The organism is Sphingobacterium sp. SRCM116780, assembly GCF_021442025.1.
Classification (GTDB): Bacteria; Bacteroidota; Bacteroidia; order Sphingobacteriales; family Sphingobacteriaceae; genus Sphingobacterium.
This window is the reverse complement of record NZ_CP090446.1, coordinates 1,812,461-1,837,155: the sequence shown is the minus strand read 5'-3', so window position 1 is coordinate 1,837,155 and position 24,695 is coordinate 1,812,461. Positions and strand designations below refer to the sequence as shown.

The 24,695-nt window shown below is 34.9% G+C and carries 17 protein-coding genes; 9 read left to right on the top strand and 8 right to left on the bottom strand.

What is annotated here, in order from left to right:
- Positions 1-5: 5 nt before the first annotated feature.
- Positions 6-2,573, bottom strand: coding sequence for a DNA gyrase subunit A (gyrA, locus tag LZQ00_RS08030; protein ID WP_234514469.1), 2,568 nt, complete (start codon positions 2,571-2,573; stop codon positions 6-8).
- Positions 2,574-2,744: 171 nt separating this feature from the next.
- On the bottom strand, positions 2,745-4,844 hold the full coding sequence (locus tag LZQ00_RS08025) for a heavy metal translocating P-type ATPase (RefSeq protein ID WP_234514467.1): 2,100 nt from the start codon (positions 4,842-4,844) through the stop codon (positions 2,745-2,747).
- A gap of 73 nt (positions 4,845-4,917) precedes the next feature.
- Here LZQ00_RS08025 and LZQ00_RS08020 point away from each other — a divergent pair, with 73 nt between their 5' ends.
- Positions 4,918-5,805, top strand: a complete 888-nt coding sequence (locus tag LZQ00_RS08020; protein WP_234514465.1) for a mechanosensitive ion channel family protein — start codon at positions 4,918-4,920, stop codon at positions 5,803-5,805.
- Here LZQ00_RS08020 and coaA read toward each other — a convergent pair.
- The 5 genes from coaA to LZQ00_RS07995 form a co-directional block, all read right to left on the bottom strand.
- On the bottom strand, positions 5,802-6,764 hold the full coding sequence (coaA, locus tag LZQ00_RS08015; RefSeq protein WP_234514464.1) for a type I pantothenate kinase: 963 nt from the start codon (positions 6,762-6,764) through the stop codon (positions 5,802-5,804). The two genes, LZQ00_RS08020 and coaA, sit on opposite strands and share 4 nt — an antisense overlap.
- 69 nt (positions 6,765-6,833) lie before the next feature.
- The gene (locus LZQ00_RS08010) at positions 6,834-7,238 is read right to left on the bottom strand and encodes an OsmC family protein (protein WP_234514462.1); all 405 of its coding nucleotides are present in this window, start codon (positions 7,236-7,238) and stop codon (positions 6,834-6,836) included.
- 67 nt (positions 7,239-7,305) lie between these two features.
- Positions 7,306-7,680: a methylglyoxal synthase gene (locus LZQ00_RS08005; protein ID WP_234514460.1), complete on the bottom strand. Its 375-nt coding sequence runs from the start codon at positions 7,678-7,680 to the stop codon at positions 7,306-7,308.
- A gap of 78 nt (positions 7,681-7,758) precedes the next feature.
- Positions 7,759-8,991, bottom strand: coding sequence for a nucleoside recognition domain-containing protein (locus tag LZQ00_RS08000; protein WP_234514459.1), 1,233 nt, complete (start codon positions 8,989-8,991; stop codon positions 7,759-7,761).
- Between the two features lie 31 nt (positions 8,992-9,022).
- Positions 9,023-10,078: a patatin-like phospholipase family protein gene (locus LZQ00_RS07995; protein WP_234514457.1), complete on the bottom strand. Its 1,056-nt coding sequence runs from the start codon at positions 10,076-10,078 to the stop codon at positions 9,023-9,025.
- 636 nt (positions 10,079-10,714) lie between these two features.
- Here LZQ00_RS07995 and LZQ00_RS07990 point away from each other — a divergent pair.
- The 8 genes from LZQ00_RS07990 (at position 10,715) to LZQ00_RS07955 (ending at position 22,073) form a co-directional block, all read left to right on the top strand.
- Positions 10,715-14,224 carry a hypothetical protein gene (locus LZQ00_RS07990; RefSeq protein ID WP_234514455.1) on the top strand — a complete coding sequence of 1,170 codons (3,510 nt, stop codon included), beginning with the start codon at positions 10,715-10,717 and terminating at the stop codon, positions 14,222-14,224.
- Positions 14,225-14,236: 12 nt separating this feature from the next.
- Complete coding sequence (locus tag LZQ00_RS07985) at positions 14,237-17,653, top strand: DUF6443 domain-containing protein (protein ID WP_234514454.1); 3,417 nt, start codon at positions 14,237-14,239, stop codon at positions 17,651-17,653.
- On the top strand, positions 17,650-18,390 hold the full coding sequence (locus tag LZQ00_RS07980) for a hypothetical protein (RefSeq protein ID WP_234514452.1): 741 nt from the start codon (positions 17,650-17,652) through the stop codon (positions 18,388-18,390). The genes LZQ00_RS07985 and LZQ00_RS07980 overlap by 4 nt, the downstream gene beginning before the upstream one ends.
- 729 nt (positions 18,391-19,119) lie before the next feature.
- Complete coding sequence (locus LZQ00_RS07975) at positions 19,120-19,611, top strand: hypothetical protein (RefSeq protein ID WP_234514450.1); 492 nt, start codon at positions 19,120-19,122, stop codon at positions 19,609-19,611.
- A gap of 32 nt (positions 19,612-19,643) precedes the next feature.
- Positions 19,644-19,856 carry a hypothetical protein gene (locus LZQ00_RS07970; protein WP_234514448.1) on the top strand — a complete coding sequence of 71 codons (213 nt, stop codon included), beginning with the start codon at positions 19,644-19,646 and terminating at the stop codon, positions 19,854-19,856.
- A gap of 282 nt (positions 19,857-20,138) precedes the next feature.
- A complete protein-coding gene (locus tag LZQ00_RS07965; protein WP_234514446.1) occupies positions 20,139-20,402 on the top strand; it encodes a hypothetical protein in 264 nt (87 codons plus the stop codon).
- 558 nt (positions 20,403-20,960) lie between these two features.
- Positions 20,961-21,422, top strand: a complete 462-nt coding sequence (locus LZQ00_RS07960; protein WP_234514445.1) for a hypothetical protein — start codon at positions 20,961-20,963, stop codon at positions 21,420-21,422.
- Positions 21,423-21,494: 72 nt separating this feature from the next.
- Positions 21,495-22,073, top strand: coding sequence for a hypothetical protein (locus LZQ00_RS07955; protein ID WP_234514443.1), 579 nt, complete (start codon positions 21,495-21,497; stop codon positions 22,071-22,073).
- Between the two features lie 781 nt (positions 22,074-22,854).
- On the opposite strand, the gene lysS is transcribed toward LZQ00_RS07955, so the two are convergent.
- Entirely contained in the window at positions 22,855-24,573 is a 1,719-nt protein-coding gene (gene lysS / locus LZQ00_RS07950; RefSeq protein ID WP_234514441.1) for a lysine--tRNA ligase, read from the bottom strand.
- Between the last annotated feature and the right edge of the window lie 122 nt (positions 24,574-24,695).

Genomic DNA, 24,695 nt, shown 5'->3' with positions numbered 1-24,695 from the left:
CTATTTTATTCTTCGTTTGATTCAGAATTTTCTTCTTGATTGTCTGCTGCTGTATCTTCTGAGGTGATCTCTTCTTCAGTAATTCCTTCTTCTTCATCCTCTTCTCGATCTACTTTCGTAATGGATGCGATTTCATCCTCTCCTTTAAGATTAATTAAACGAACACCTTGCGTTGCACGTCCCATCACTCTTAATTCTTGTACTGAAATACGAATAACAATTCCCGATTTATTGATGATCATTAAATCTTCGGTATCATTCACACCTTTTACAGCAACCAAACTACCAGTTTTCTCTGTAACGCTAATTGTTTTTACACCTTTACCACCACGATTTGTAACACGATAATCGTCAATATCGGTACGTTTACCATATCCTTTTTCAGATACAACAAGTACAGTCGTCTCTGGATCATCTACACTAATCATACCAATTACTTCGTCACTTTCACTACCTAAAGTAATACCACGAACTCCAGTAGCGGTTCTACCCATAGGTCTTACCGTCGATTCGTTGAAACGGATCGCACGACCTGATCGTAAAGCCATCACAATTTCACTGGTACCGCTCGTTAAACAAGCTTCTAATAACTGATCACCCTCATTGATATTGATCGCGTTGATACCATTAGCACGAGGGCGGGAGTAAGCTTCTAAAGAAGTTTTCTTAATTGTACCTTTTTTCGTACACATAATGATGAAATTATTTTCCAAGTAGTCTTGGTCTTTTAAGTTCTTCACTAATATGTATGCTTTTATTTTTTCGTCTTTTGGAACATTGATGATATTCTGTAAAGCCCGTCCGCGAGAAGTTCTACTTCCCTCCGGTACTTCAAATGCACGTAACCAGAAACAGCGACCAGATTCTGTAAACAACAACATATAATTATGAGCCGAAGCGGTAATGATATGTTCTGTAAAATCTTCTTCACGCGTGGTTGATCCGATAGATCCACGACCGCCACGTCCTTGTCGTTTATACTCCGTAAGAGGCGTACGTTTTACATAGCTATTATGAGAGATGGTAATGACGATTTCTTCATCATCAATAAAATCTTCCATACGCATATCCTCTGCCGAATGGACAATGATCGATCTTCTCTCATCACCATATTTCTCTCTGATTTCGATCAATTCATCCTTAATAATCTGCATACGAAGACCTTCATCTGCTAAGATAGATTTTAAGTAATCGATCGTTTTCATTAATTCAGCATATTCGTCTTTAATTTTGTCGCGTTCTAGTCCTGTAAGACGACGTAACGTCATATCTAGGATTGCACGAGATTGAAGATCAGACAAACCAAATTTCTCCATTAATCCTACGCGTGCATCTTCAGGAGTTTCTGAAGCACGTATTAATTTAATGACTTCATCTAAATGATCAAGCGCAATTAGATAACCTTCTAAAATATGCGCTCTTTTCTCTGCTTCCGCTAACTCGAAACGCGTACGACGCGTAATCACATCATGACGGTGATCCACAAAAACTTGGATCATGTCTTTCAGATTCATCAATACAGGTCTCCCTTTAACAAGAGCAATGTTATTAACTGAAAATGAAGTTTGTAAAGCAGTATATTTGAATAAGTTGTTTAAAACAACATTTGCATTTGCATCACGTTTAATATCATACACAACCCGTAGACCTGTACGATCGGATTCATCACGAATAGCAGAAATACCTTCTAATTTCTTTTCATTCACCAATTCAGCGGTACGTTCAATCATATTCGCTTTATTGATTTGATAAGGAATTTCAGTAACAACAATTGATTCTTTTCCAGATTTGGATACCTCAATTTCCGTTTTAGCACGCATCACAACACGTCCACGTCCTGTATTTGCAGCATCTTGCACACCTGAATAGCCATAGATCAAACCACCAGTAGGAAAATCTGGACCTTTGATATGTTGCATTAATTCAGGAATGTCGATATCACGGTTATCGATATAAGCAATTGTACCATTGATTACTTCCGTCAAGTTATGTGGCGCCATATTCGTTGCCATACCAACAGCAATACCTGAAGCACCATTTACTAATAAATTAGGAATACGTGTTGGTAATACAGTTGGCTCTTGTAAAGAGTCATCAAAGTTCAATTGAAAATCGACTGTGTCTTTGGTGATGTCTGATAAAATATCCTCCGCAATTTTCTTTAACCTTGCTTCTGTATAACGCATTGCAGCAGGAGGATCTCCATCAACAGAACCGTAGTTACCCTGGCCATCCACTAAAGGATAACGCATGTTCCAGTCTTGTGCTAAACGCACCATGGCATCATAGACTGAAGTATCTCCATGCGGATGGTACTTCCCTAAAACATCCCCAACGATACGTGCTGACTTCTTGTAAGGTTTACTACTTGTCACACCTAAATCTAGCATGCCATAAAGAACACGACGGTGTACAGGCTTCATACCATCTCGAGCATCTGGTAACGCACGGGAAACAATAACTGTCATTGAATAATCAATGTAAGCAGTTTTCATTTGATCCTCGATACTTACCGGAATAATACGATCGTTTGCAGGTACTAAATTATTATCATTTTCTGTTTCTTCAGCCATATTAATTTGGTTTCGATAAAACTATTAAGCAATACCGTTTAAGCGGATTGCTACGCATGCGAAGTTACAAAAAAATAACCTCAAAAGCGAATATTTTGCACAGGAAGATATAGAAAAAATAGACGAATTTTTAATTGATTTTGAAATGATAATGTAGAAATGATTACTTTTTTATTTTAATTTTTTAAAACGAAGACGAAGGGAATTTCCAATCACAATAATATCTGAAAAAGCCATTGATAATGCAGCCAACATCGGCCCTAGAAAGCCCATGGCTGCCAATGGAATCGCAATGATGTTGTACGCAAAAGCCCAAAATAGATTTTCCTTAATCGTTTGTAACGTATGTTTTCCAATCAAAAGAAGATTTTCAATGGATTTCAGATCACTATTGAGTAAAATAACTTTTGCTGACTGAATGGCGATATGACTAGCATCACCTAAAGAAATGCCAACATGTGCTGTTGTAAGTGCGGGAGCATCGTTTATTCCATCGCCCACCATTGCTGTAATACCAGATTTCTTAATTTTATTGATGATGTTAAGTTTTTCTGCAGGACTGCTATCCGCATAAACATCGGCTATCCCTAATTTTTGAGCCACGAGATCACATTTACTTTTACGATCACCACTCAGCATCACGGGAGTGATATTTTTAAGTTTGAGCGCTTGAATCAACTCTTTAGCGTACGGTTTTATTTGATCCTCTATTACCAAACCAGCAACAACAACATCATTAATCGCTAAAATTAAGTCATAGCGATTGGAATAATCAACCTTTCCTAAGCGCGCATTGATCAATTTATATTCGTTGTTATTTGTGTCTACAGCGTAAATGCCTTCACTCTTAATTTCTTTCACGTTTTGAAAGATAATACGATAAGCTTTTACCTCTACCATATGCTGCCGAATAGATTTGGCAATAGGGTGATTAGAGTAACCTTCTAGTTGGGCAATGATGGATTCTACTTGGCTTTGCTCGATACCAAATGTCTGAATGGCCTTAATATTAAAATTTCCTGTTGTTAATGTACCTGTCTTGTCAAATACCATGTACTTTAAATCCGACATTTCCTCAATGGTATCTCCACCTTTAATCAATATGCCCATTTTTGCAGCTCTCCCTAAACCAACCATGACAGCAGTAGGAGTGGCTAGTCCCATTGCACAAGGACAAGATACCACAAGTACAGCAATCGCATTCATTAGAGATTGTTGTAAAGGCACCTCTGCGATAAAATAAGTGATGAAAAATGTAAATAATGAAATGACTACTACTAAGGGGACAAAATAAGAAGCAACTTTATCGCCTAATTTCTGAATCGGTGGCTTTTTTGATTGTGCTTCTCTGATCAGTTGAATGATTTGAGACAAGGTACTTTTGCTACCCACCTTTGTCGCGGTTATTTTTAAATTTCCTTCAGACAAAATAGTACCTCCAACAACAGTATCGTATTTCTTTTTCGCAACAGGGAGGCTCTCTCCAGTGATCATCGATTCATTGACAAAACCATTTCCTGCTATGATGTCACCATCGACTGGAATCTGATCTCCATATTTTACCAATAAAATATCACCTTGTTTGACATCTTTTGCCTGTATCGTTTCTTCCTTATCGTCTACAATTTTTGTGGTAGTTACCTGTTGAATTTTGATTAAGTCCCCAATAGCGGAAGTTGTTTTTTTGATGGATTTCTTTTCTAAAAGATTACCCAAAAGAACCAAGGTGATAATCGTTGCTGATGTCTCATAAAATAGATAACTAGGTCCAAGATGATTAATTGTCCCAATGAGGCTATAGGTAAAAGCAGCAGTTGAACCAATGAAAATTAGCACATCCATATTAGGCATCCCATTTTTTACAGAGAAAAATGCACTTTTTCCAAAATGGAAAAATCCCAATAAAAATACTGGTATACATAATCCAAGTTGCAGATAAGGGTCATGCAATAAAGGATGATGTATAAACATATGTGCAAATAGGGGGAGCGTAAAGATCAGACTAAACCAAAATTTAGTTTCTATTTTTTTATAGAACTTTTCTTTTGAAGAATTGGCTGTAATTACCTTGTATCCTAACTCCTCTATTCCTTTTGTTATTGTGAGCAGGTTGCGGTCGTCTATACCGGAGAATTTGACCTCATCTTCAGCAAAATTGACAAATATATCTTTGCCACCTTTTTTTTCTAAATATTGATGGATAGCAATTGCGCAATTGTTGCAATGCATACCTGTTACCGTCAGTTCTGTGTACTTAGTTTCTTCGTTCATGCTTTTCTGACCAAAAAGGTCTGTTGCAAATATACTTATTTTACATAAACCTGTTTTTTGTATTGATTGAAAAATGATTAGTTTAGCTGTTGAAGTAAATCTTGTCTACATGATTAAAAATAAATTGTCTTTATCTTTTGTTATCCGTTGCATCGTTTGGTTAGTCTTAAATTACTCATTTGTGGGTTTTGCTTCTTTTTATGAAAAGCATACCCTTATTCTGCACTTTGCCTATGCGTTAAATACATTTTTGACAGCAAACTTATTGATCTCCATTGGGCGATTTTTAATCATTTCATTGTATAATCGAAAGCATGCGAACCATACTGTTAGAGGTAACTTTGTTTTGGGTATATCACGAGTAGCACGTGTATTTAATGCTGTGATGATTGTCATTACAGTAATGATTGCACTAGGGATCGATCCGAAGGAATTTGTGACCAGCATGACGATTGTTGCGATGGCTATAGCTGTCATCTTTCGAGAATATATTACCAATATGATCAGTGGACTTTTAGTAATGTTTTCTGATCAATTTTCCATCGGAGATCATATTAAAATCAACAATTATCAAGGAAAAATTGTTGATATTACATTAGCGAATATCGTGGTACGCGATGAGGATGATGATGTCGTATTGATTCCCAATAATTTAATATTTACGTCAACAATGGTGAATAAATCTTCGCAGAAGTCGAATAAATTGATTGTCAAGTTTGAACTTCCTTTGGAAAAAATGCTACCCATCAATCAGTTTGAAAACCACTTGGAACCCTTATTGAAAGTAAATAAAAATATTATTTGGGATGATGTATTTAAAGTAAAAGTTGCGGAAGTAGGGAAGGATTTTGTTAAATATAAAATTGACCTAACAACCATATCCAGTAGCAATAAGTTACATTATCAAATTCAGAATGAAATTTTAAATGAAGTGCTATTGTTTACCTCCAGAGAGAATTAAATCTTGCGCACTTTTATATTCTTAACGAAATGGTGACTACCTTTTTCTAAAATTAAATCAGCACGGTAGCGTGTCGGTAAAATATTGTGTTCTAAATTTGGTTTATTGATCTCGTTCCAGATTTGATGAGCCATTTGCACACTCTCTTTGGTATTCATATTGGCGTAACGGTGAAAGAATGAAGCCGGATCCTGGAAAGCTGTATTTCTTAAAGATTCAAATCGATTGGTATACCATTCTAACAGGTTTTTTTCACTTGCATGGACATAAATAGAATAATCAAAAAAATCAGATACAAAGACACTGTTATGTCCTTTTTTAGCTCTTTGTGAATTGACTTGTAAGACGTTGATACCTTCTACGATCAAAATATCAGGATGATCAATGATCTGTTGCTGATCATCAGGTAAGACGTCGTATGCTAAGTGACTATAAACAGGAACAGAAACTGAACCAACACCAGATTTTATTGCAGATAAGAATTGAATTAACTTTTTAGCATCGTAGCTTTCAGGAAACCCTTTTCTATTCATGATGCCTTTTTCATTCAATTCCTTGTTTGGATAAAGAAATCCATCCGTCGTAACCAAGTCTACTTTTGGTTTTGTGGGAAGTAAAGCGAGAACACGTTGCAATACCCTTGCTGTTGTACTTTTACCTACAGCAACTGATCCAGCAATCCCAATGATAAAAGGAAGTCTACTTTCATTTTTTTGAAAAAAAAGATTGGATCTTTTATGCAAATCATGAAAACGTTCGATATGAATACCAAGTAAATGACTTAAAGGGAAATACACATCTTCAATTTCTTCTGCATTTAGCGGTTCGTTAAGTGCATGCAATTGATCCAGATCTTGCTGTGCAAATGTATGTGTGAAGTGACCATTTAGTTTTTTCCAATCTTCTCTTTTAATTGATGTAAAAGGAGAATCAATGGGCGTGTACTGTTCATTTTGCATGTTACTGGATTCTTTGTGGCGACAAATATACTATCTCATCTATATAATCAAAAATTATGAATAATTATTTTAGATGAGATTAGAAGAAATGACAATTGGATTAGTCAGTAATTTGTGGATAGGACATTTATCTGCAATTTCAAATAATTTCGCTTTTTGTGCTTCATCCAATTCTCCTTTAAAGGAAATATGGCATTTTATATAAGTGGTTTGCTGCAGTTCACTTTTGAGAATTTCATATGAAAGCTTGATGTTTACCTCTTCCAAATCCCATTTTTTACGATCAGAATACATTCTTACTGTCATCGCTTTACAAGATCCTAATGAAGATAAAAGGAGGGAAGCTGGATTAAAACCCTTGTCTTTTCCGCCTACTTCTTCTGGTTCGTCTGCTATAAGGGTGTTTTTCCCATGGGTAATGGTCGTAGTATAAGCAACTTGACCTATAGAAACTGAAATTTCATTATCGTTCATTCCCTAAAAATAAAAAAAAATAGTTAAATAATGGTTATCTAACTATTTTTTCTATCAATATGATCTTTTACTCATCTTCTAATATGCCTTCAATAATCAGACTCCCTGTTGCTGGATTGGTCGCTAAGGGAACATTATACAAGTCACAGACACGCATCAACATTTGGATATCTGGTTCGTGGGCATGCTTACCTAAAGGATCTCTAAAAAATATGATACCGTCTATTTTTCGTTCTGCTGTAAGCGCGGCAATTTGTGCATCACCTCCCATAGGACCACTCAACTTTAGTTCAACTTCCAATCCTGTTTGTTTTACATAGGATCCCGTAGTACCAGTAGCCACTAAATGTGCTTTTTTAAGAAACTCGATATGATCTTTTACAAAAGCAACCATTTCTGGTTTTTTACCATCATGAGCGATTAATGCAATTGTTTTTTTCATTGAAATATAATTATTTATGCATGTAAGTTTTCAACGTAATATATAGAGTCGTGATACCTGATTTGTTAACGTACTATATTAACCAAAGAAAATATAAGCTAAAATAATAGCAGCGACTAAGCCAACTAAATCGGCAATTAAACCACACACAAGAGCATGTCTCGTATTTTTAATTCCTACTGAACCAAAATACACGGCCAATACATAAAAAGTCGTTTCTGAAGACCCTTGAATAACACTCGCTAGCCTTCCTTGAAAGGAATCAGCACCATATGCCTGCATCACATCGACCATAAGACCTCTTGCTCCGCCACCACTTAATGTTTTCATCAGTCCAACTGGAAGAGCTGGTACAAATCGGGTATCTAATCCAAAATATGCAAAACAAGACCCAATGGCATTAACAATATAATCCATACAGCCAGTTGTTCTAAATGCAGAAATAGCCACAAGTATGGCGATTAGAAAAGGAATAATCATGATGGAGGTTTTAAAACCTTCTTTTGCACCATCAATGAAAGCATCATAAACATTTAGTTTTTTGAATGCTCCATAAACAATAAATAAGATGATAATTGAAAAAATTAAAATACCACCAATCAAACCGGTAATAACTTCAATTTTATCAGCAGGAAGGCCATTTAATCCAAAATATAAAGCCACCATCAACGCTATAAAACTACCTAGAAAGATAAGAATTGGTAGTTTAAAAAGATTAATTTTTTGAAAAAATGCAACAGCTAACATCCCTGAAATAAAGGAAATAAATGTTCCAATTAAAGAAGGGATAAAGATATCTGCGGGATTGGCTGCCCCATTTGCCATTCTTAACGCAATGACTGATGTCGGGATTAATGCGATACCAGCCGTATTGAGCACTAAAAACATAATTTGTGCATTTGTTGCCGTTTCCTTTTCGGGATTCAATTCTTGCAGCTCTTGCATTGCTTTTAAACCTACTGGAGTAGCCGCGTTATCCAAGCCAAGCATATTCGCTGAAAAATTCATAATAATCGATCCGTTTGCAGGATGATTTTTCGGAATACCAGGGAAGAGCTTACTAAAAAAAGGATTGACAGCCTTTGCAAATAACGTAATCATGCCCGCTTTTTCACCAATCTTCATGATGCCCAACCAAAAAGTCATCATTCCCACTAGTCCCAATGAAATTTCAGCGCCGTTCTTGGCACTATCAAACATGCCATTCACAACTTTCATAAAGATCTCCGTATCTCCAAAGAAAATCAGCTTTACTAACGCAACAATGAATGCAATAACAAAAAACGCTATCCAAACGATATTTAATGCCATATAGATTTAAAATATGCGTAAATGTAAACTTTTACAACCTATCCATCAACTTCGACCAAGGATTTTTCTTGTTTTTAGCGTTATTTTCTTTTATCAGATGCTCCACAATTTCATTGAGTTGATCTTCATGATCGCCCATTAATCTATCCGCTAATGAGATAAGCTTTTGAATATTGTTTTTCGAGGCAGCATCCATAGAAGATTCCACACTTGATAAATTGGTGGGTTCTAATCGGATGTAATTTTGTGAGCTTCGATTGAATTTAAATAATTGTTCCATAAAAAATTCCGTACTTTCGGACGAAGCACTGGTCATGATATCGACCAAAGCGGGGCCAATTTGAATGGCAAGTTTTTTCTTGAAGTGCTCATAATTGTACGCTTTCTTTGCAATTCCTGTCCCTAATGAAACCATAAATAGGTCATTAATCTCCGTATCCTCAAAAGCTTTCATCACTTCCAATAAAGCACAAATAGAAGGGTTTTGAGCAACCATTCCACCATCCACTAGTGGAAACCGGGTGCCAGAAATGGAATATATTTCAGCAACAGAAAAGTAAGTAGGAGCCGCAGAAGTAGCGCGACAAACATCTTTTAAATAAAAATCTCGTGCTTGCCCGTGCGTAATTGCTTTCTGCTGTCTAAAGAAATGATTTTTTCGAAGCTCAATATTATATGCAGTCATGATGCACGGCTTAATGAGCTGACTTAATTTGGTATCTCCAAAGTATTCATGCAACACATTTTCTAAAGCATTTGCAGAATATAATTCGCTGACCAATCCAAACTCACTTAAAAATTTTCGCCACTTGGTCGTTTTGAAAATCTCTGTGCCGTGTGATACATAAAGATCTAAGGCATCTTTCGCCGAAAACTTAGGCTTGGAAGGATCCTCATCACTCGGATATAACAAAATACACGCTAAAATACCACCTGTACTTGTACCTGCTATAAAATCAAAATATTCAGCAATCCTTGCATTGGGATTATTACTTTTTTTTTGAAGAATTTCTTCTAAAACCACGAGTACTAAAGCTGGTATTATGCCTCTAATTCCACCACCATCTATGGAAAGTATACTTTTCATCTTTAATCTTTATATTCTAAAGTACAAAAAATAGTTATTAAACGCTTGTCATTCAAAAAAAGTTGTTGAGGAAAATCCTTTTGAATGACTTAGTTAGATTTCATCAAGATTTTAGAAATTTACAGTATACATACTATAGACAAACCACTTGAAATGGATGTTATCCTTAATCTGTATCATTATTAACGATTCGATTAAAGAAATTTTAATGCTTAAAAAAATAATAAAGGAATAATATTAAAAGTGTATTAATTTTTTATATTTGCTCAACATGTTTTTTTGGTTATATGTAAGCCATATAATTAACCATAATGTCTCTGTTAATTTAGTTGAAAATAAAAATATTAGGTCACATATACTAATAGTTATTTTATTGGGATTTGCTTTCTACTTAAGATTCTGTAAAGCATTCTTAGAGGAATCAATACCATTCAAATTAAATAACGTAGAAAAATAAGAATATTGAATGAAATAAATGTCTGATTAACAATAATATATTAGATAGGAAAGTATTATACGAACTATACGTACACATAAAAAACAGCTGTAACTGTTGTTAAACAAAACGCTTTTTTCCATAATTCAGGAATACTGATATGGTGGAAAACTAAGTGTTCATTAATTATTAAAGAAAAGATGATAAAAATACTAAAAAAAAATACGCTGACACTTGCTATATCTTTCTTATTTACTTTGCAGATTAAAGCACAAAATGTTGTTGAGCTACCAAATGTTATACCTCCATCACCAAATGCTCAGACATTTATTAAGTATGGCAATTTTCCAGTATCCAATTACACAGGGGTGCCTGATATATCAGTCCCTATATATAATATTTCACTTAAAGATATTACTCTTCCCATTACTTTATCTTACAATTCATCAGGTATTAGGGTTGAAGAAGAAGCTAGTCGTGTTGGGCTAGGATGGGTTTTAAATGCAGGTGGGTTAATTACACATAATATAAGAGAATCTAATGATTTTTACTCCTATGATTACTTAAACAATCCTGCTGATAATGACTTACCTGATCTGAAAGGAATTAATCCTAACGATTATACAATAAAACAGAATTATCAATTTATACTTCATAATCCTAATGCAAATAGCTCTACAGGAACTAATCCTCTTGATAACTATTACAGAGTGGTGCAAGACCCCGTTAATAAAACCGCTATTCCATTCTCCTTACCATCTAATCTGACGTATGATAAATTTATAGCAGGAATTAGCAGCTTATATAATGACCCAGAATTAGGATATGATTTTGAGCCTGATATATTTAATTACAATTTTTTAGGATATTCGGGTAAATTTATTGTTTTAAGAAATGGCCAGGTATTAAAGGAAAAAGAAGACAATTTAAAAATTGAATATACGGTCAATTCTACTGTCACGACAACTGATGTTGCATCTTGGAAAGTAACAACGCCTGATGGAACAAAATATTATTTTAATGAAACAGAAAAAGTGAAATTTGTAGATCGTCCTCAAAAGGACACTCACAATAGTAGTTTTTACTTAACAAAAATAGAAACGATAAATGGTTCTATTATAAGTTTAAATTATAAAAAGAACAATATGCTTTTGGGAACTTTTTCTCGGTCTCAAGACTCCCGAGACCTAGGAAAATATGTACAATCTAGTACTGGATATTATGAAGTAGTATATTTAGATAACATACAGTTCGCAGGTGGTAGTGTCAGGTTCGAATATAAATTTGATAGAGAAGATAATGAACCTGAACCTCGATTGAAAACCATCTATATTGATGACGAATATGGATCTAATAAACATAAATGGGAATTCATTCAAAACTATTTCAATGCGAATGTATCTGGAGTAGATCTTCCCACTTTAGAACAATTAAACTTAAATTTTGCAGGACAACATTATTATATAGATGCCGCCAATAGGGGAAGTTTTTCCAAATCTTGGAATGAAAAAAGATTGAGATTGGATGAAATATGGCGAACAAATACGGACAATCAGCCAGAAGTATATAAGTTGACTTATAATGAGGATAAATTACCTTCAAAACTATCCTCATCGATTGATCATTGGGGGTATTATAATGGCGCTAATAACTTAGCATTAATACCAGATTTAATTCAGTTTGATTCTTATGAAAATGGAATGCCAAAATTCAATTATGGAGGATATGGTGCAAACAGAGAGGCTAATGCTGAGTATAACAAAGCTTTTATCTTAGAAAAAATTACGTATCCAACGGGAGGACAGACACAATTTGCCTTTGAGCCGAATAGATTTCATACGGACAACTTTGAAAATGATTCCTATAAAAGGAATCTCATGTATACTCGGGAATCTAATTCTTTTACAGAAAGTCAAGCAAATGGATTAAATAATATGCCTCATCAGTTAAAATCTTTCATCGTTGCGAATAGCTCAAAGAAATTCAATATTTCTGTAGAGTTCGTTCTGGATCAATATTTGTACACAGGCGACCCCTCTTTGGAAATAAGTATTAAAAAAGATATTAATGATTTGAATCCATTATTTAAATACACTTTACATGGTAATAATTTCTTGCCAGCCCCCCCTGTTTCAGAAAACAAGAAAATGACATATATTTCAGAAGATATTTTGATACCACCTGGAAATTATATTTTTATGGTCGGAGGCAGTTTGTTTAAACAATTAAAGTCAATCACAGCTAGTGCCACAGGAATAAATGGTTATCCAGAAGATTATATAAAGAAAAATTATTTAGGGATAGGCGGGGGCTTAAGGATTAACATGATAAACAATTATGATAGGAATAATAAGTTTGTTTCTGGGAAATCATTTAAGTATACGACTAATTATTTCCGATATGATTATTATTCTCCAGGATTTTCATCAGGTAAATTAATGTTCTACCCTCGATACATGAAAAATCGTTTGTATCAGACGTCTGATGGAGGAAGAGGTAATGGTTTTTCTGTTGGTTATTCATCGGTATATGTAACAGATGTTGACCTCATTAATGGCTCTAAAAATGGTGTGGCTTTATATGAGTATATAAATAAACCTGATAAAAACTTATACTACAATTTTAAATTCAGTGATTCCAATTATGCTTATGATATTAATCCTTCTGGTGTAGAGGGATTTAAATATCAAGAAAATGGAACATTGTTAAGAGACAGTCTATTTAGGGAGGAAAATCAGAGCCTAAAGCCAGTAAAGACAACGGAATATATATATAATATATTAGAAAAAAATATAGCTTGGGGTATTAATAAGAGCAGATATACAACGACCTCTCTTCCTTACCTTATCCCAAATGGAGATATATATACACATGAAAATAATACTCAAGTAACAAGGCTTAATTTTCTTTATCCAGCCTTAAGACCAATATGGGTGAGACTTGACCAAAAGAAAGAAACAATCTTTGAAAATGGTGTGCCGATAGAGTCTATAATGAATTATACGTATAATCCTACCTACAATTATATAACAAAGGAAGAGTTAAAATCTGGTACTGAAGTATTAAAGACTATTGATTATAAATATCCACCAGATATAACAGGTAATTCTGTCGTAAATAAATTGACAGAGACGAATAGAATCAGTATTCCAATTGAAACTAAACAAACAATTAATGGGAAGTTTTCGCAAGTTATTAATGATTATGCCTTATTTAATAGTGTGCCTCAATTGTCTACAGTAAAATCGAATACAGGAGTTAATAAAACTATTGAACCACGAATTATCTATCATCTTTATGATACATACGGTAATCCTACTCAAGTTAGTATGGATGCGTCAACAACTACCGTCTATATTTGGGGTTATATAGGCCAATATCCTGTTGCGAAGATTGAGAATGCGACATATGCAGAAGTACTTACCGCATTGGGATCTGGTACTATAGCTACAAACAAGCTAGATGCTTTAAATGCAAATGGAGTAACAGCAGAAACCATCAATAGTACGATCCAGTTACTCAGAGCAAACCTACCAAAATCGCAGGTTAGTACTTACACGTACAAACCACTTGTAGGTATGACGAGTAAGACAGATCCACGAGGAGTTACAGAGTACTACAACTACGATGGCATGCAAAGATTACAGGTCATTTTGGATCAGTTCAAGAATGTGAACAAATCCTTTGATTATCATTACAATCCCAATTAATCAAGTTAAGTTATGAAAAGACATATTCTAGCCATATTATCCTTATTTGCAACCAGTATTGCTCAAGGACAGACCATACAGAATGATCTCATTCTTAATAGCTATAGCAACCAAACGAACATACAAGCACTAAAAAGCGTTACCCTCACCAATGGATTTTATATTCCTACAGGCAAAACAGTCACAATCAGTATAGCAGGCTTTCCTACATTGATGAGTCAGCCTAGTATAGGGCAGAATTATATATTGACACGAACATTTCGAATATCAGGAGTAACACCTCAGACTCTGAATACCTTACGGAATATTGGACAAGAGAATCAAACCATCCAATATTTCGATGGATTAGGGAGATCTCTTCAAACAGTGCAGTTAATGGCAAGTCCATTATACAAGGATATTGTAGAACATAAGGAATACGATGTATTTGGAAGGGAGAGTAATAAATATCTGCCTTATGTGCATACCGAAGGCAATGGTGCATACAAGACAGGAGGAAATACAAATGTAACTACCTTTTACAGCAAAACGACTGGAGGAGACATCGTCGGTATTGTTCGTACGAACAAACCTTTTTCAGTAACAATCTTCGAGAACAGTCCGCTGAATCGTGTTATTGAGCAGGGAGCACCCGGAGACGCTTGGCAACCAGCAGCTATTGTGGGAACAGGTCATACAGTAAAGACGAACTATGCTACCAACACAACGACAGGAAACGACGCGGTAAAACTATGGAATATAGGAGTGGATGGGGCAAGCAGTACAGGTAATTATCTTACAGGTAAACTGCATTTGATTACCATTCGCGATGAGAACAGTACCAATACAACCAGCCGTACAGGATCTGTGGACGAATACAAGGATTTTGCGGATCGAGTGGTGTTAAAACGTGTTTGGGAATCGGAGACGAAGTCATTGAATACATACTATATCTATGATGATTTTGGTGATCTGAGGTATGTTATTCCTCCAGGAGTAACGGCAAACAGTTTTACAATCAAGTCTACTGACCCTAATTTTGGTAAATATATCTACGCCTATAATTATGATGATAGGAGAAGACTGATTGAGAGAAAAATTCCAGGTAAAGGCTGGGAATGGTTAGTTTACAACAAGAATAATCAGGTAGTGATGACTCAGGATTCAGTACTACGTACACAGAACCAATGGTTGTATACAAAATATGATGCATTTGGACATGTTGCGATCACAGGTAAATTTACCAAGTCCTACAGCAACCAAATCGCTGCTCAGACGGATGTAAATACAGTAACCAAATATTGGGAGGACCGTGTTGGAACTGCAGAGTATACGACAAATCAAGCTTTTCCATTGGGATCGCCCTCAATATTAGTGACAAATTATTATGACGACTATACCTTCAATGGAAATACGACAACAGGTCTCCAACCTATAGGAATTACGAAAAGTATCAAAACCAAGGGATTGCTGACAGCTACGAAGGTTGCTAAAGATGATGGTACATCTACGCTGCTCAGGATCAACTACTACGATGACTATGGCAGGGTAATACGGACAGCCTCTCAAAATCATCTAGAAGGAACGGACGTGGTGACCAATGAGTACAACTTTCCTGGCGAGCTGATCAAAAGTACACGGGTCCATACACCAAAGACAGGTACAGCTACCACCATCGTAAGTAAGAATGACTATGATCATGTTGGTCGTTTGATAGCTGTGAAGGAAAAAATCAATGCTCAAGATACAGTGATATTGGCCTCTAATAGTTACAATGAGATTGGTCAGCTCAAGAACAAATCGGTGGGGAAAGCGATGTCAACAGAGAGCAGCTTTGTTAACAATACGGACTATACATATAATGAACGAGGCTGGTTAAGCAAGAGCATTTCGGATAAATTCAGCCAGCAGTTGAAATATCAAGATGGTACGAATCCACAATGGAATGGTAACATCAGCCAACAGTTTTGGGGCGATGATCGTACACTCCCTAATATCTTCAGTTATCAGTATGACGCGCTCAATAGACTACTCAACGGAAGTAATACAGCCATGACAGAGTTGATAACTTATGACGATATGGGCAATATCAAAACCTTGAAGCGGGATGCAGGAACAGTGACGACCTATACTTATAATGGCAATCAACTAACTGGATTGACTGGTGGATTAGGAGGTAACTATACCTATGATGGCAATGGCAATGCCAAGACCGATCGAATGGGTATGACTTTTACATATAACCATCTAAACTTGCCCAAAATTGCTGTTAAGACAGGTACCGATGTGAGCTATTTATATGATGCAATGGGTACGAAACTACGCAAGACCGCTATAGTCAGTGGAATTACAACTGTAAAGGAGTATGTTGGAAATATTGAGTACAATGGCACGACTATCGATATGATTCACAATTCGGAGGGTTATGCCCTGAAGAGTGGTAATAACTATATCTACCATTATAATTTGACAGACCATCTCGATAATGTTCGCGCAACTTTGAAACGAGGAAGTTCTGCCACAACAATAGATCTGGTTCAACGCGATAATTATTATCCATTTGGTAAGCGTAAGGGGGTATTTGTAAGTGGTGCAGGAAATAAGTATCTTTATAATGGCAAGGAAATTCAGTCAGAATTAGGTGATCAATATGACTACGGGGCTCGGTTCTATGATGCAGAGATCGGTAGATGGAATGTAGTGGATCCTTTGGCGGAGAAAATGCGCAGACATTCTCCATACAACTATACCTTTGATAATCCGGTTCGGTTTATTGATCCTGATGGAAGAGGACCAACTGATAAAATACTATTAAATTTAGATGGAAAAGAAATAAGCAGAATAAAAGATTCATATATAGATCAATATTATCTAGCTATAAATAGTAACGCTGACTTTATTTGGACTACAGGGGATAAAAAATCTTTTAATGCTGTAAGAGTTTTAAGTTCGGAATCTGTTTTAGGTGATCCTCGAGAAAATAGGAGATCAGGAATTGGATTAGGAGCGAGGTTTACTGGGGAATTTAACAATAGTTTTACTTCAGATGTTCAAAATGAGATGGTTTCGAATAGTATTCAAGGAATAAATAGTTATGAAGATGTCGTACGTGAATCTGACGGAGGAAATTTAGATTTTAGACCTAATTTCGCTCCTGGAGAGTTGATTAATTTGGATGGAATTTATATGAATAATCATGAAGCATTGAATTATATGTGGGGTAAAAGTATTGCTGAATTAGGGATAGATTTAAATACTTCTTTGAACGCGGCTGAGGGGTATAACACTTATGATAACTATTTTGGAGATAGCCCTAAGGACAATCAAAACAATCATATTGAATCTATTATAAGGGGTTATCTAAATCAAACAAATAAAACAAGAAATGACAATAGTAATCTTGAAGAAACAACCACATTATATTATCAATACTTAAGGGATAGAAAATGATTAAAATAATATTAATGTATGTATTAGTTTTACTAATAATTGCATGCGATAGTAGATCCAATACATTAGATTTAGAAAGAATTAATAAAGATCATTTTAAAATAGATACTTTAATCAGCATAACTAGTAAAGGAATAATAATAGGAAATATTATAAATGATAGTCCTTTTGGAAAGTTTTCTATTAATCGAGTAGTTATACAAAATTCTGGAAAATACTCTGCAGCATATAAAATAAACCTTGCAAAAAAAGAAGATTTATTTATTACAAGCAAATATTTATGTATTGTTGATAAAGAAAAAAGCAATTTTCAAGGATGGTATGCTATTGAAAAAGGAAATATAATTGAAAGATTACCAAATGATAAAATAATTTTAGATAGCTTAATAGATGAATTCCCTAATTATATGATTTTGAAAAAAAATGGAATATATAACTTTTATGATCCAAAGAATAAGCTTGAAAAAAGTCTTAATTACGGAAATTTGATAGGCCTAAATTTAAATTTTGAAAATTTACCTATTGGTATTTACTCACTAGACAATGGGAATTTGAAGAAAATAACAAAAGATCTATCCGATTTCAAAGATATAAAGGACGGTGTATATTTTGTCTCAAAGCCAGGAACTAACGTTATTCAATATGTAGAACAAGAATCATTCTTTAATCAGTTTCAAGAAAAGATGAATAAAAGTAATCCTCCAATGAAAATAGAAATATCTATGAATCTTTTATAGCTTTTGATTAACTAAGTAAGATTCAAAATAACATGTGAAATTCAAACTCAATTTTTTAAGGTTAAGTGTTTTCCCCCTTGGTTTAAGTGTCCGCTATTTCTGATGACACTTAAATCCAATATATAAAACTAAGACTTCGTCTAGAAATAGATCAGAACCGATGAAACCTGTCCAAAACAGCAACAATAACAGGAAGAACGGCTGCTTATTTGTATGATGCAACAGGAGCTAAACTGAAAAAGACAGCAACGGTTGCTGCTGTAACTACAGAGCAAGATTATATTGGTGGTATCGAATACGGCAATCTTGGAGCAGTAGCAGTGTGATCGAACGGATCGCTACAGAAGAAGGCTTCCTGTTGAACAGTGCTGGAACTTACAGCTACCACTACAACCTAACCGATCATCTGGGCAATGTACGCTCGGTGATCAAGCAGACAGGAACTGCTGCAGCACCAATTGCAACGGTTGTATAGAAACAGGATTACTATCCATTTGGAAAGACCAAGGCTATTGTAAATAGTAAGTAGCTTTATAATAGCAAGGAAACCGCATAGCGGTTCATGAGGTCAGCTAAAAGACAAATTATTTCCGAATAAATGCAGAGTGACCTGAATGTAGGTACGCATACTTTGGGAGCTACTTATTTTCTGGAAGGACAGTTGGATTATGGTGCAAGGTTCGCAGCTTGTCCCGATCTATCGGGGATGCAGAGATAGGAAGATGGAATGTGATCGATCCGAAATCCGAGGTTAATAGAAAATGGTCACCATATCGTTATGCATATGACAATCCATTACGGTTTATTGATCCAGATGGGATGCTGGAAAATATTGTTGTCCAAGGAACTGATAATAAAGAGTGGAGAGTAAAAACTGCTGGGGAGGATATCGTTTATAATGTTCCTTTTGACTTAAAAAATAACACTACAATTGATATTGGTGCAGGCAATGTAGATCCAAGTAGATTTGCAATAGGTTATACAGTACAGGCGGATCTAGGTGGATCATTAGGAGTTGGTGGAAGCGGTGGGGCTGAATTATCTGTGGTAAATTTTACTGATAAGAATTATAGCGATTATAATTACGTTTATGCGGGTACACATTTAAGCATTTCGGTGGGAGCACAAGCACCCTTAAATGCAAGTGTTGGTGGTAGTGTTTCCATTGCATATAATACTTCAGTAAGAAGAATAGATCCCCAGAAGGTTATCCAGGTATAACGATCTCTCAAGGAGCTGCAGCAGACGTTAAAGTGGTAGCAGGAGGAGTGGTTACTGGTTCGGCAGATAAACTGGGTTGGAAAGGAGTGTTGATAGGAATGAATGTAGGAGTAGGTGGTAATTTAGGAGTGGTAGTTGGTATGGGTGCTCAGACATGGTTAATAAATGATGTTAAGCCTACTGCTCAAAGAGGATTTCTGGACAGGCTCAATAATAAGATAAACCCTATAGGTTCTGCCATATAAACAGGAACGGTGGCTAAATTGAGAAATTTACTAAAAGTAAGTTTCATTAAGTCTTTTTATTCAGAACCTTTAAAATATAATAAAATGAAGAAGTTAAGATATTTAGGGTTAATCGTCGCGTTATCTATTTTTTCTTTTTTGATGATTCGTGATTTCGATTCATCAAAAAAGGAAGCAATAAGATCTGATAAGCTTTTGAGTAATAACATAACATTCGAAGGGGTAGTTATAGGAATGTGAAAGTCGACGAATCATTCTTTTGGGATAATTGAGTTAAAGCTATTGGAGTCCAATGTTAAAAACTTTAATGAAAATATTGGAAAAGATGATGGTGGAGGAATTTACCCTTACAAAATTAGAAATGGTATAGCAGAATTATATTGTACCATTTCGGTTGACAGAAAGTTGGGAGATCAAGTAAAGGTCGTCTCAAACAATTTTATGATTTATTTTAATCCTAAAACATCGGGTGAAGTAGATAATCTTTATATTATAACTAAAGGCTATAATTTAAACTATGTGCGAGAACATACAAAGTTTAAATAAGGCTAGGTAAGCTTGGGGACCATTACGACTACGGAGCAAGGTTCTATGATGCGAAGCTGGAGTGTTATTGACCCACTTACAGAAAAGTATGTTAATTATTCAATATATAATCGAAGTAGATATTGCTAATCAGAATGAGGAAACTTCTCCAATAATACTTGGAAATGAAATGTTTTTATACCTAAAGGGATATACTGATGATCCAAAAGGAAAAAGGACTCCTCTGGTTTAAGTGTTCGCTATTTCTGCGGTCACTTAATCCAACATAGGGTATGTCCATATAACATTCGTGTAGTACTGTATCTTGGTCTGGAGACCTGGTGGCTAAAAAGGATTTAAGTGACCCGTTGGAACACTTAAACCAAAGAGGGCTCAGACATGGTTAATTAATGATGTTAAACCTACATCTCAAAGAGAATTTCTGGACAGGCTTAATAATAAGATAAACCCTATAGATTCTGCCATATCAATTGGAACGGTGGCTAAATTAAGGGAAATAATGAAATGAGGTCATTATGACATCTGTTGTTGAATCAGAATTATTACTAAATAAAAAAAATGAAAAATTTTAGGCATATAGTACGGATCTTTACTGTATTTGTTATTTCTTATTTGATATATTATAATTTTCAATTATCAAAGAAAGAGATTGCAAAGTCTAATAGATTATTACATAATAATGTTGCATTTGAAGGTATAATCGTTAGAATTCAAAGGTCGAATAATCATGCTTTTGGAATCATTGAATTAAAACTCATTAAATGCAATGTCAATGACTTCTATAAAAGCATTGTTCATAATGAATTTAAGGGAATTTATCCATACAGAATTAAGAATGATTTAGCGGAATTATATACTACAATTTCGAATGATATAAAAGTAGACGATTCTGTGAAAGTGGTTTCTAATGATTTAACAATCTACTATAATCTTCAAAAAGGATATGAGGAGGGAAGTCTTTACATGATATCCGAAGGTTCTGATTTAAACTATGTACGTGAAAATACAACGTTTAAATAAGGCTAGGTGAGCTTGAAGGCCATTACGTTGAATATTTAAGAGGTTGGTATGGGGATAGTAAAATTTTTAATAATGTTGAACGAGAAAAAAGAGAATCAAATCATAATAATGTTAATTCTAGCAATTAGCTTGTTTCTTCATGGATGTAATTCCAAATCTAATGTTAGAGTTTTTGAGCTTAGGGATTTTAAAACAAAGCAATTAAGAGTTATCTATAAATATTATGAAACAAACTATAATAATGTATATTTAATAAAAAGGCACTATGAGTCAAAAAACGACTCTACAAATGTCCAAGAATATTTTCTTTCAGTAAAACGAGACACAACTTTTATCGGTAAAAAATTGAATAATACATTGATTTTTCTTCCTTATTTGTTAAGAAAATCAAATAAAAAAAGTGCATTTGATTTTACATCATTTTCAGCTAAAGATGAAGTAATTCTTGATGCATCTGGAGGGCTAGAAAAAATGAAAGAAGTATTTAAAGATATAGAAGTATATCAAGGAAATGACTATGGCAATATTTATAGTGAAAATATAACATTAAGCTTTGTTGATGGATATATTGTGAAATTTATAAAGACAAAAGACTTTGAATTCAAGTTGGACACAAATTTTACAGAAAAGTCTGATAAAGTCAAAGTATAGAATTTAAAATATTTAAAGTAATTAAATTTATAATCTTATTTTCCTTCAATTGAGACAAATTCATTAAAGTTTGACACTATATCATAAAATGTGTAAGTTATAGAAATGCGGAGTTCGATATGGACTTCGCATTTTTTATTGACTTAAAATTTATAACATTATGATTGAGAAGAAATCATTATTAAAGGGAAAAGAGTTCTTAACGAGTTAAAGATATGTCCTGTATTTCTTAAAGATATTAGACAGAAATAGGATAAAATAAGGATTTAACTGGTAACATAGTAGGGAGCTGAATCGTACCTCAATCGTACCTTGTTCGTACCTCGTTCGAGCAGAAACGAACAAGGTATGAATGAGGTTCGAATAAGCTAGGTTGAAAACAGGATTAATTTTAGAACTTAATCTCTTTGTCCTATATGTTATTAACCATTATGTAGTTTATTGTTTTCTCCGCTTCTAACTATTGAGATTCTCTTCAAGCATTAAATATGAAATTGTAAGAAAAAAACAAGATCAATAACAAGCTAATACAGTATGCTGACAGAAGTAGTCAATGCAGGGTTTTCACTATAATAAAGATGTTAGGGTTGCTAGTAGTATGACGGAGAGGAGTGACCCTTATAGAAATGCAGAAGGAGATAATGGTATTCTTAAAGGGATTTCAAACGCAATAGCATATTCAACAATCAGTAAGAAGAATTTTCGACAACAGAAGCTGCGGCTTCTCCATAAAAAAAGCCGATTCTAACACAGAATCGGCTCTTTATTTCGTTGATGATGCTTATGCAAACCAAGCTAAGACTTCGTCTTTCGTTGGCATAGCGATCTCTAATTTCATTTTTTTGCGCATTCCACCTAAATCGTTGAACACTTTATTTGGATTTGCTTCTTTCAATTCAGGAATGGTATTGAATCCCATTTTCTGTAGTACAGGAACCCATGCTGCAGGAATACCTAAGGCAACATAATCTTCTGTAGAAGCAACTGTTGTTATTTTCTCTGGACGCATTTGTGGGAAGAATAAAACCTCTTGAATAGAAGCATTATTCGTTAAGAACATAATCAAGCGATCCATGCCAATACCTAAACCAGAGGTAGGAGGCATACCATACTCCAATGCGCGTAAAAAGTCCTGATCAATAAACATCGCCTCGTCATCTCCACGTACTGATAAGGCCATTTGTGCTTCAAAACGCTCACGTTGATCAATCGGATCATTTAACTCTGAATACGCATTTGCAATTTCTTTACCACATACCATCAATTCAAAACGCTCTGTGATTTCTGGATTATCACGGTGTTTTTTCGTCAATGGAGACATCTCTTTCGGATAATCGGTGATGAATGTTGGTTGGATGTATTTTCCTTCACATTTTTCACCAAAGATCTCATCGATTAACTTGCCTTTACCCATGGTATTGTTGACTGCAATACCCATTCCTTTTGCAGCTTCGAAAATCTCTTGTTCAGATTTTCCGGTAATGTCAAAACCTGTAAATTCTTTGATCGAATCAGCCATCGTGATCCTTTTGTACGGTGCACGGAAATCAATCTCATGTTCGCCAAAAGTCGCTTTTGTCGTTCCGTTCACCGCAATAGCACAATGCTCTAATAAGCGCTCTGTGAAATTCATCATCCAGTTGTAGTCTTTATAGGCTACATAGATTTCCATTGCTGTAAATTCAGGGTTATGCGTACGATCCATCCCTTCGTTACGGAAGTTCTTAGAAAACTCGTAAACACCATCAAAACCACCGACGATCAAACGTTTTAAATACAACTCATTTGCAATACGCAAATATAATGGGATATCTAAAGCATTATGATGGGTAGTAAACGGACGGGCAGCTGCACCTCCAGGGATGGATTGCAATACAGGAGTTTCAACCTCCATGTATCCTGCATCATTGAAGAAGTTACGCATCGCACTAAATAACTTGGTACGTTTTACGAAAATCTCTTTATTCTGAGGATTCACCACAAGATCAACATAACGCATTCTATAGCGTAATTCTGGATCTGTAAAAGCATCATAGGTTTTACCTTCAGCTGTTTTTACGATCGGAAGTGGGCGCAATGATTTTGATAATACGGTAAGTTTCTCGACATGCACACAGATCGCTTCTGTTTGTGTTGTGAATACGTATCCATGGATACCAACAATATCACCGATATCTAATAATTTTTTAAAAACAATATTATATAAGGTTTTATCTTCGTCAGGACAGATATCATCACGTTTGATATACGCTTGGATACGACCCGAGCTATCTTGAATCTCAAAGAATGAGGCATTTCCCATTACACGACGACTCATGATACGTCCAGCAATCGTTATATTCTTATAATTTAGCTTATCTCTATCGTAATTTTCTAATATATCAGCAGCATTCGCATTGATTTCAAACTCATGTGCAGGATAAGGGTCGATACCCAAATCGATTAGAGATTGCAATGCCTGTCTTCTTAATTGTTCCTGTTCGGATAATACAGTACTCATTGGTAAGGATTAAATAATAAAAAAATCATGCAAAAATAGCTTTTTTTTTGCACTTATGAGGGTTGAATTTTCATAATATTTATGTAGAGAACCTGTAGCGTTTCATCCGATCCTCACGTTAT

Bases quoted from the DNA above. Each gene is read 5' to 3' on its own strand.
- gyrA (WP_234514469.1), bottom strand. From the start codon at position 2,573: ATGGCTGAAGAAACAGAAAATGATAATAATTTAGTACCTGCAAACGAT.
- LZQ00_RS08025 (WP_234514467.1), bottom strand. From the start codon at position 4,844: ATGAACGAAGAAACTAAGTACACAGAACTGACGGTAACAGGTATGCAT.
- LZQ00_RS08020 (WP_234514465.1), top strand. From the start codon at position 4,918: ATGATTAGTTTAGCTGTTGAAGTAAATCTTGTCTACATGATTAAAAAT.
- coaA (WP_234514464.1), bottom strand. From the start codon at position 6,764: ATGCAAAATGAACAGTACACGCCCATTGATTCTCCTTTTACATCAATT.
- LZQ00_RS08010 (WP_234514462.1), bottom strand. From the start codon at position 7,238: ATGAACGATAATGAAATTTCAGTTTCTATAGGTCAAGTTGCTTATACT.
- LZQ00_RS08005 (WP_234514460.1), bottom strand. From the start codon at position 7,680: ATGAAAAAAACAATTGCATTAATCGCTCATGATGGTAAAAAACCAGAA.
- LZQ00_RS08000 (WP_234514459.1), bottom strand. From the start codon at position 8,991: ATGGCATTAAATATCGTTTGGATAGCGTTTTTTGTTATTGCATTCATT.
- LZQ00_RS07995 (WP_234514457.1), bottom strand. From the start codon at position 10,078: ATGAAAAGTATACTTTCCATAGATGGTGGTGGAATTAGAGGCATAATA.
- LZQ00_RS07990 (WP_234514455.1), top strand. From the start codon at position 10,715: ATGATAAAAATACTAAAAAAAAATACGCTGACACTTGCTATATCTTTC.
- LZQ00_RS07985 (WP_234514454.1), top strand. From the start codon at position 14,237: ATGAAAAGACATATTCTAGCCATATTATCCTTATTTGCAACCAGTATT.
- LZQ00_RS07980 (WP_234514452.1), top strand. From the start codon at position 17,650: ATGATTAAAATAATATTAATGTATGTATTAGTTTTACTAATAATTGCA.
- LZQ00_RS07960 (WP_234514445.1), top strand. From the start codon at position 20,961: ATGAAAAATTTTAGGCATATAGTACGGATCTTTACTGTATTTGTTATT.
- LZQ00_RS07955 (WP_234514443.1), top strand. From the start codon at position 21,495: ATGTTGAACGAGAAAAAAGAGAATCAAATCATAATAATGTTAATTCTA.
- lysS (WP_234514441.1), bottom strand. From the start codon at position 24,573: ATGAGTACTGTATTATCCGAACAGGAACAATTAAGAAGACAGGCATTG.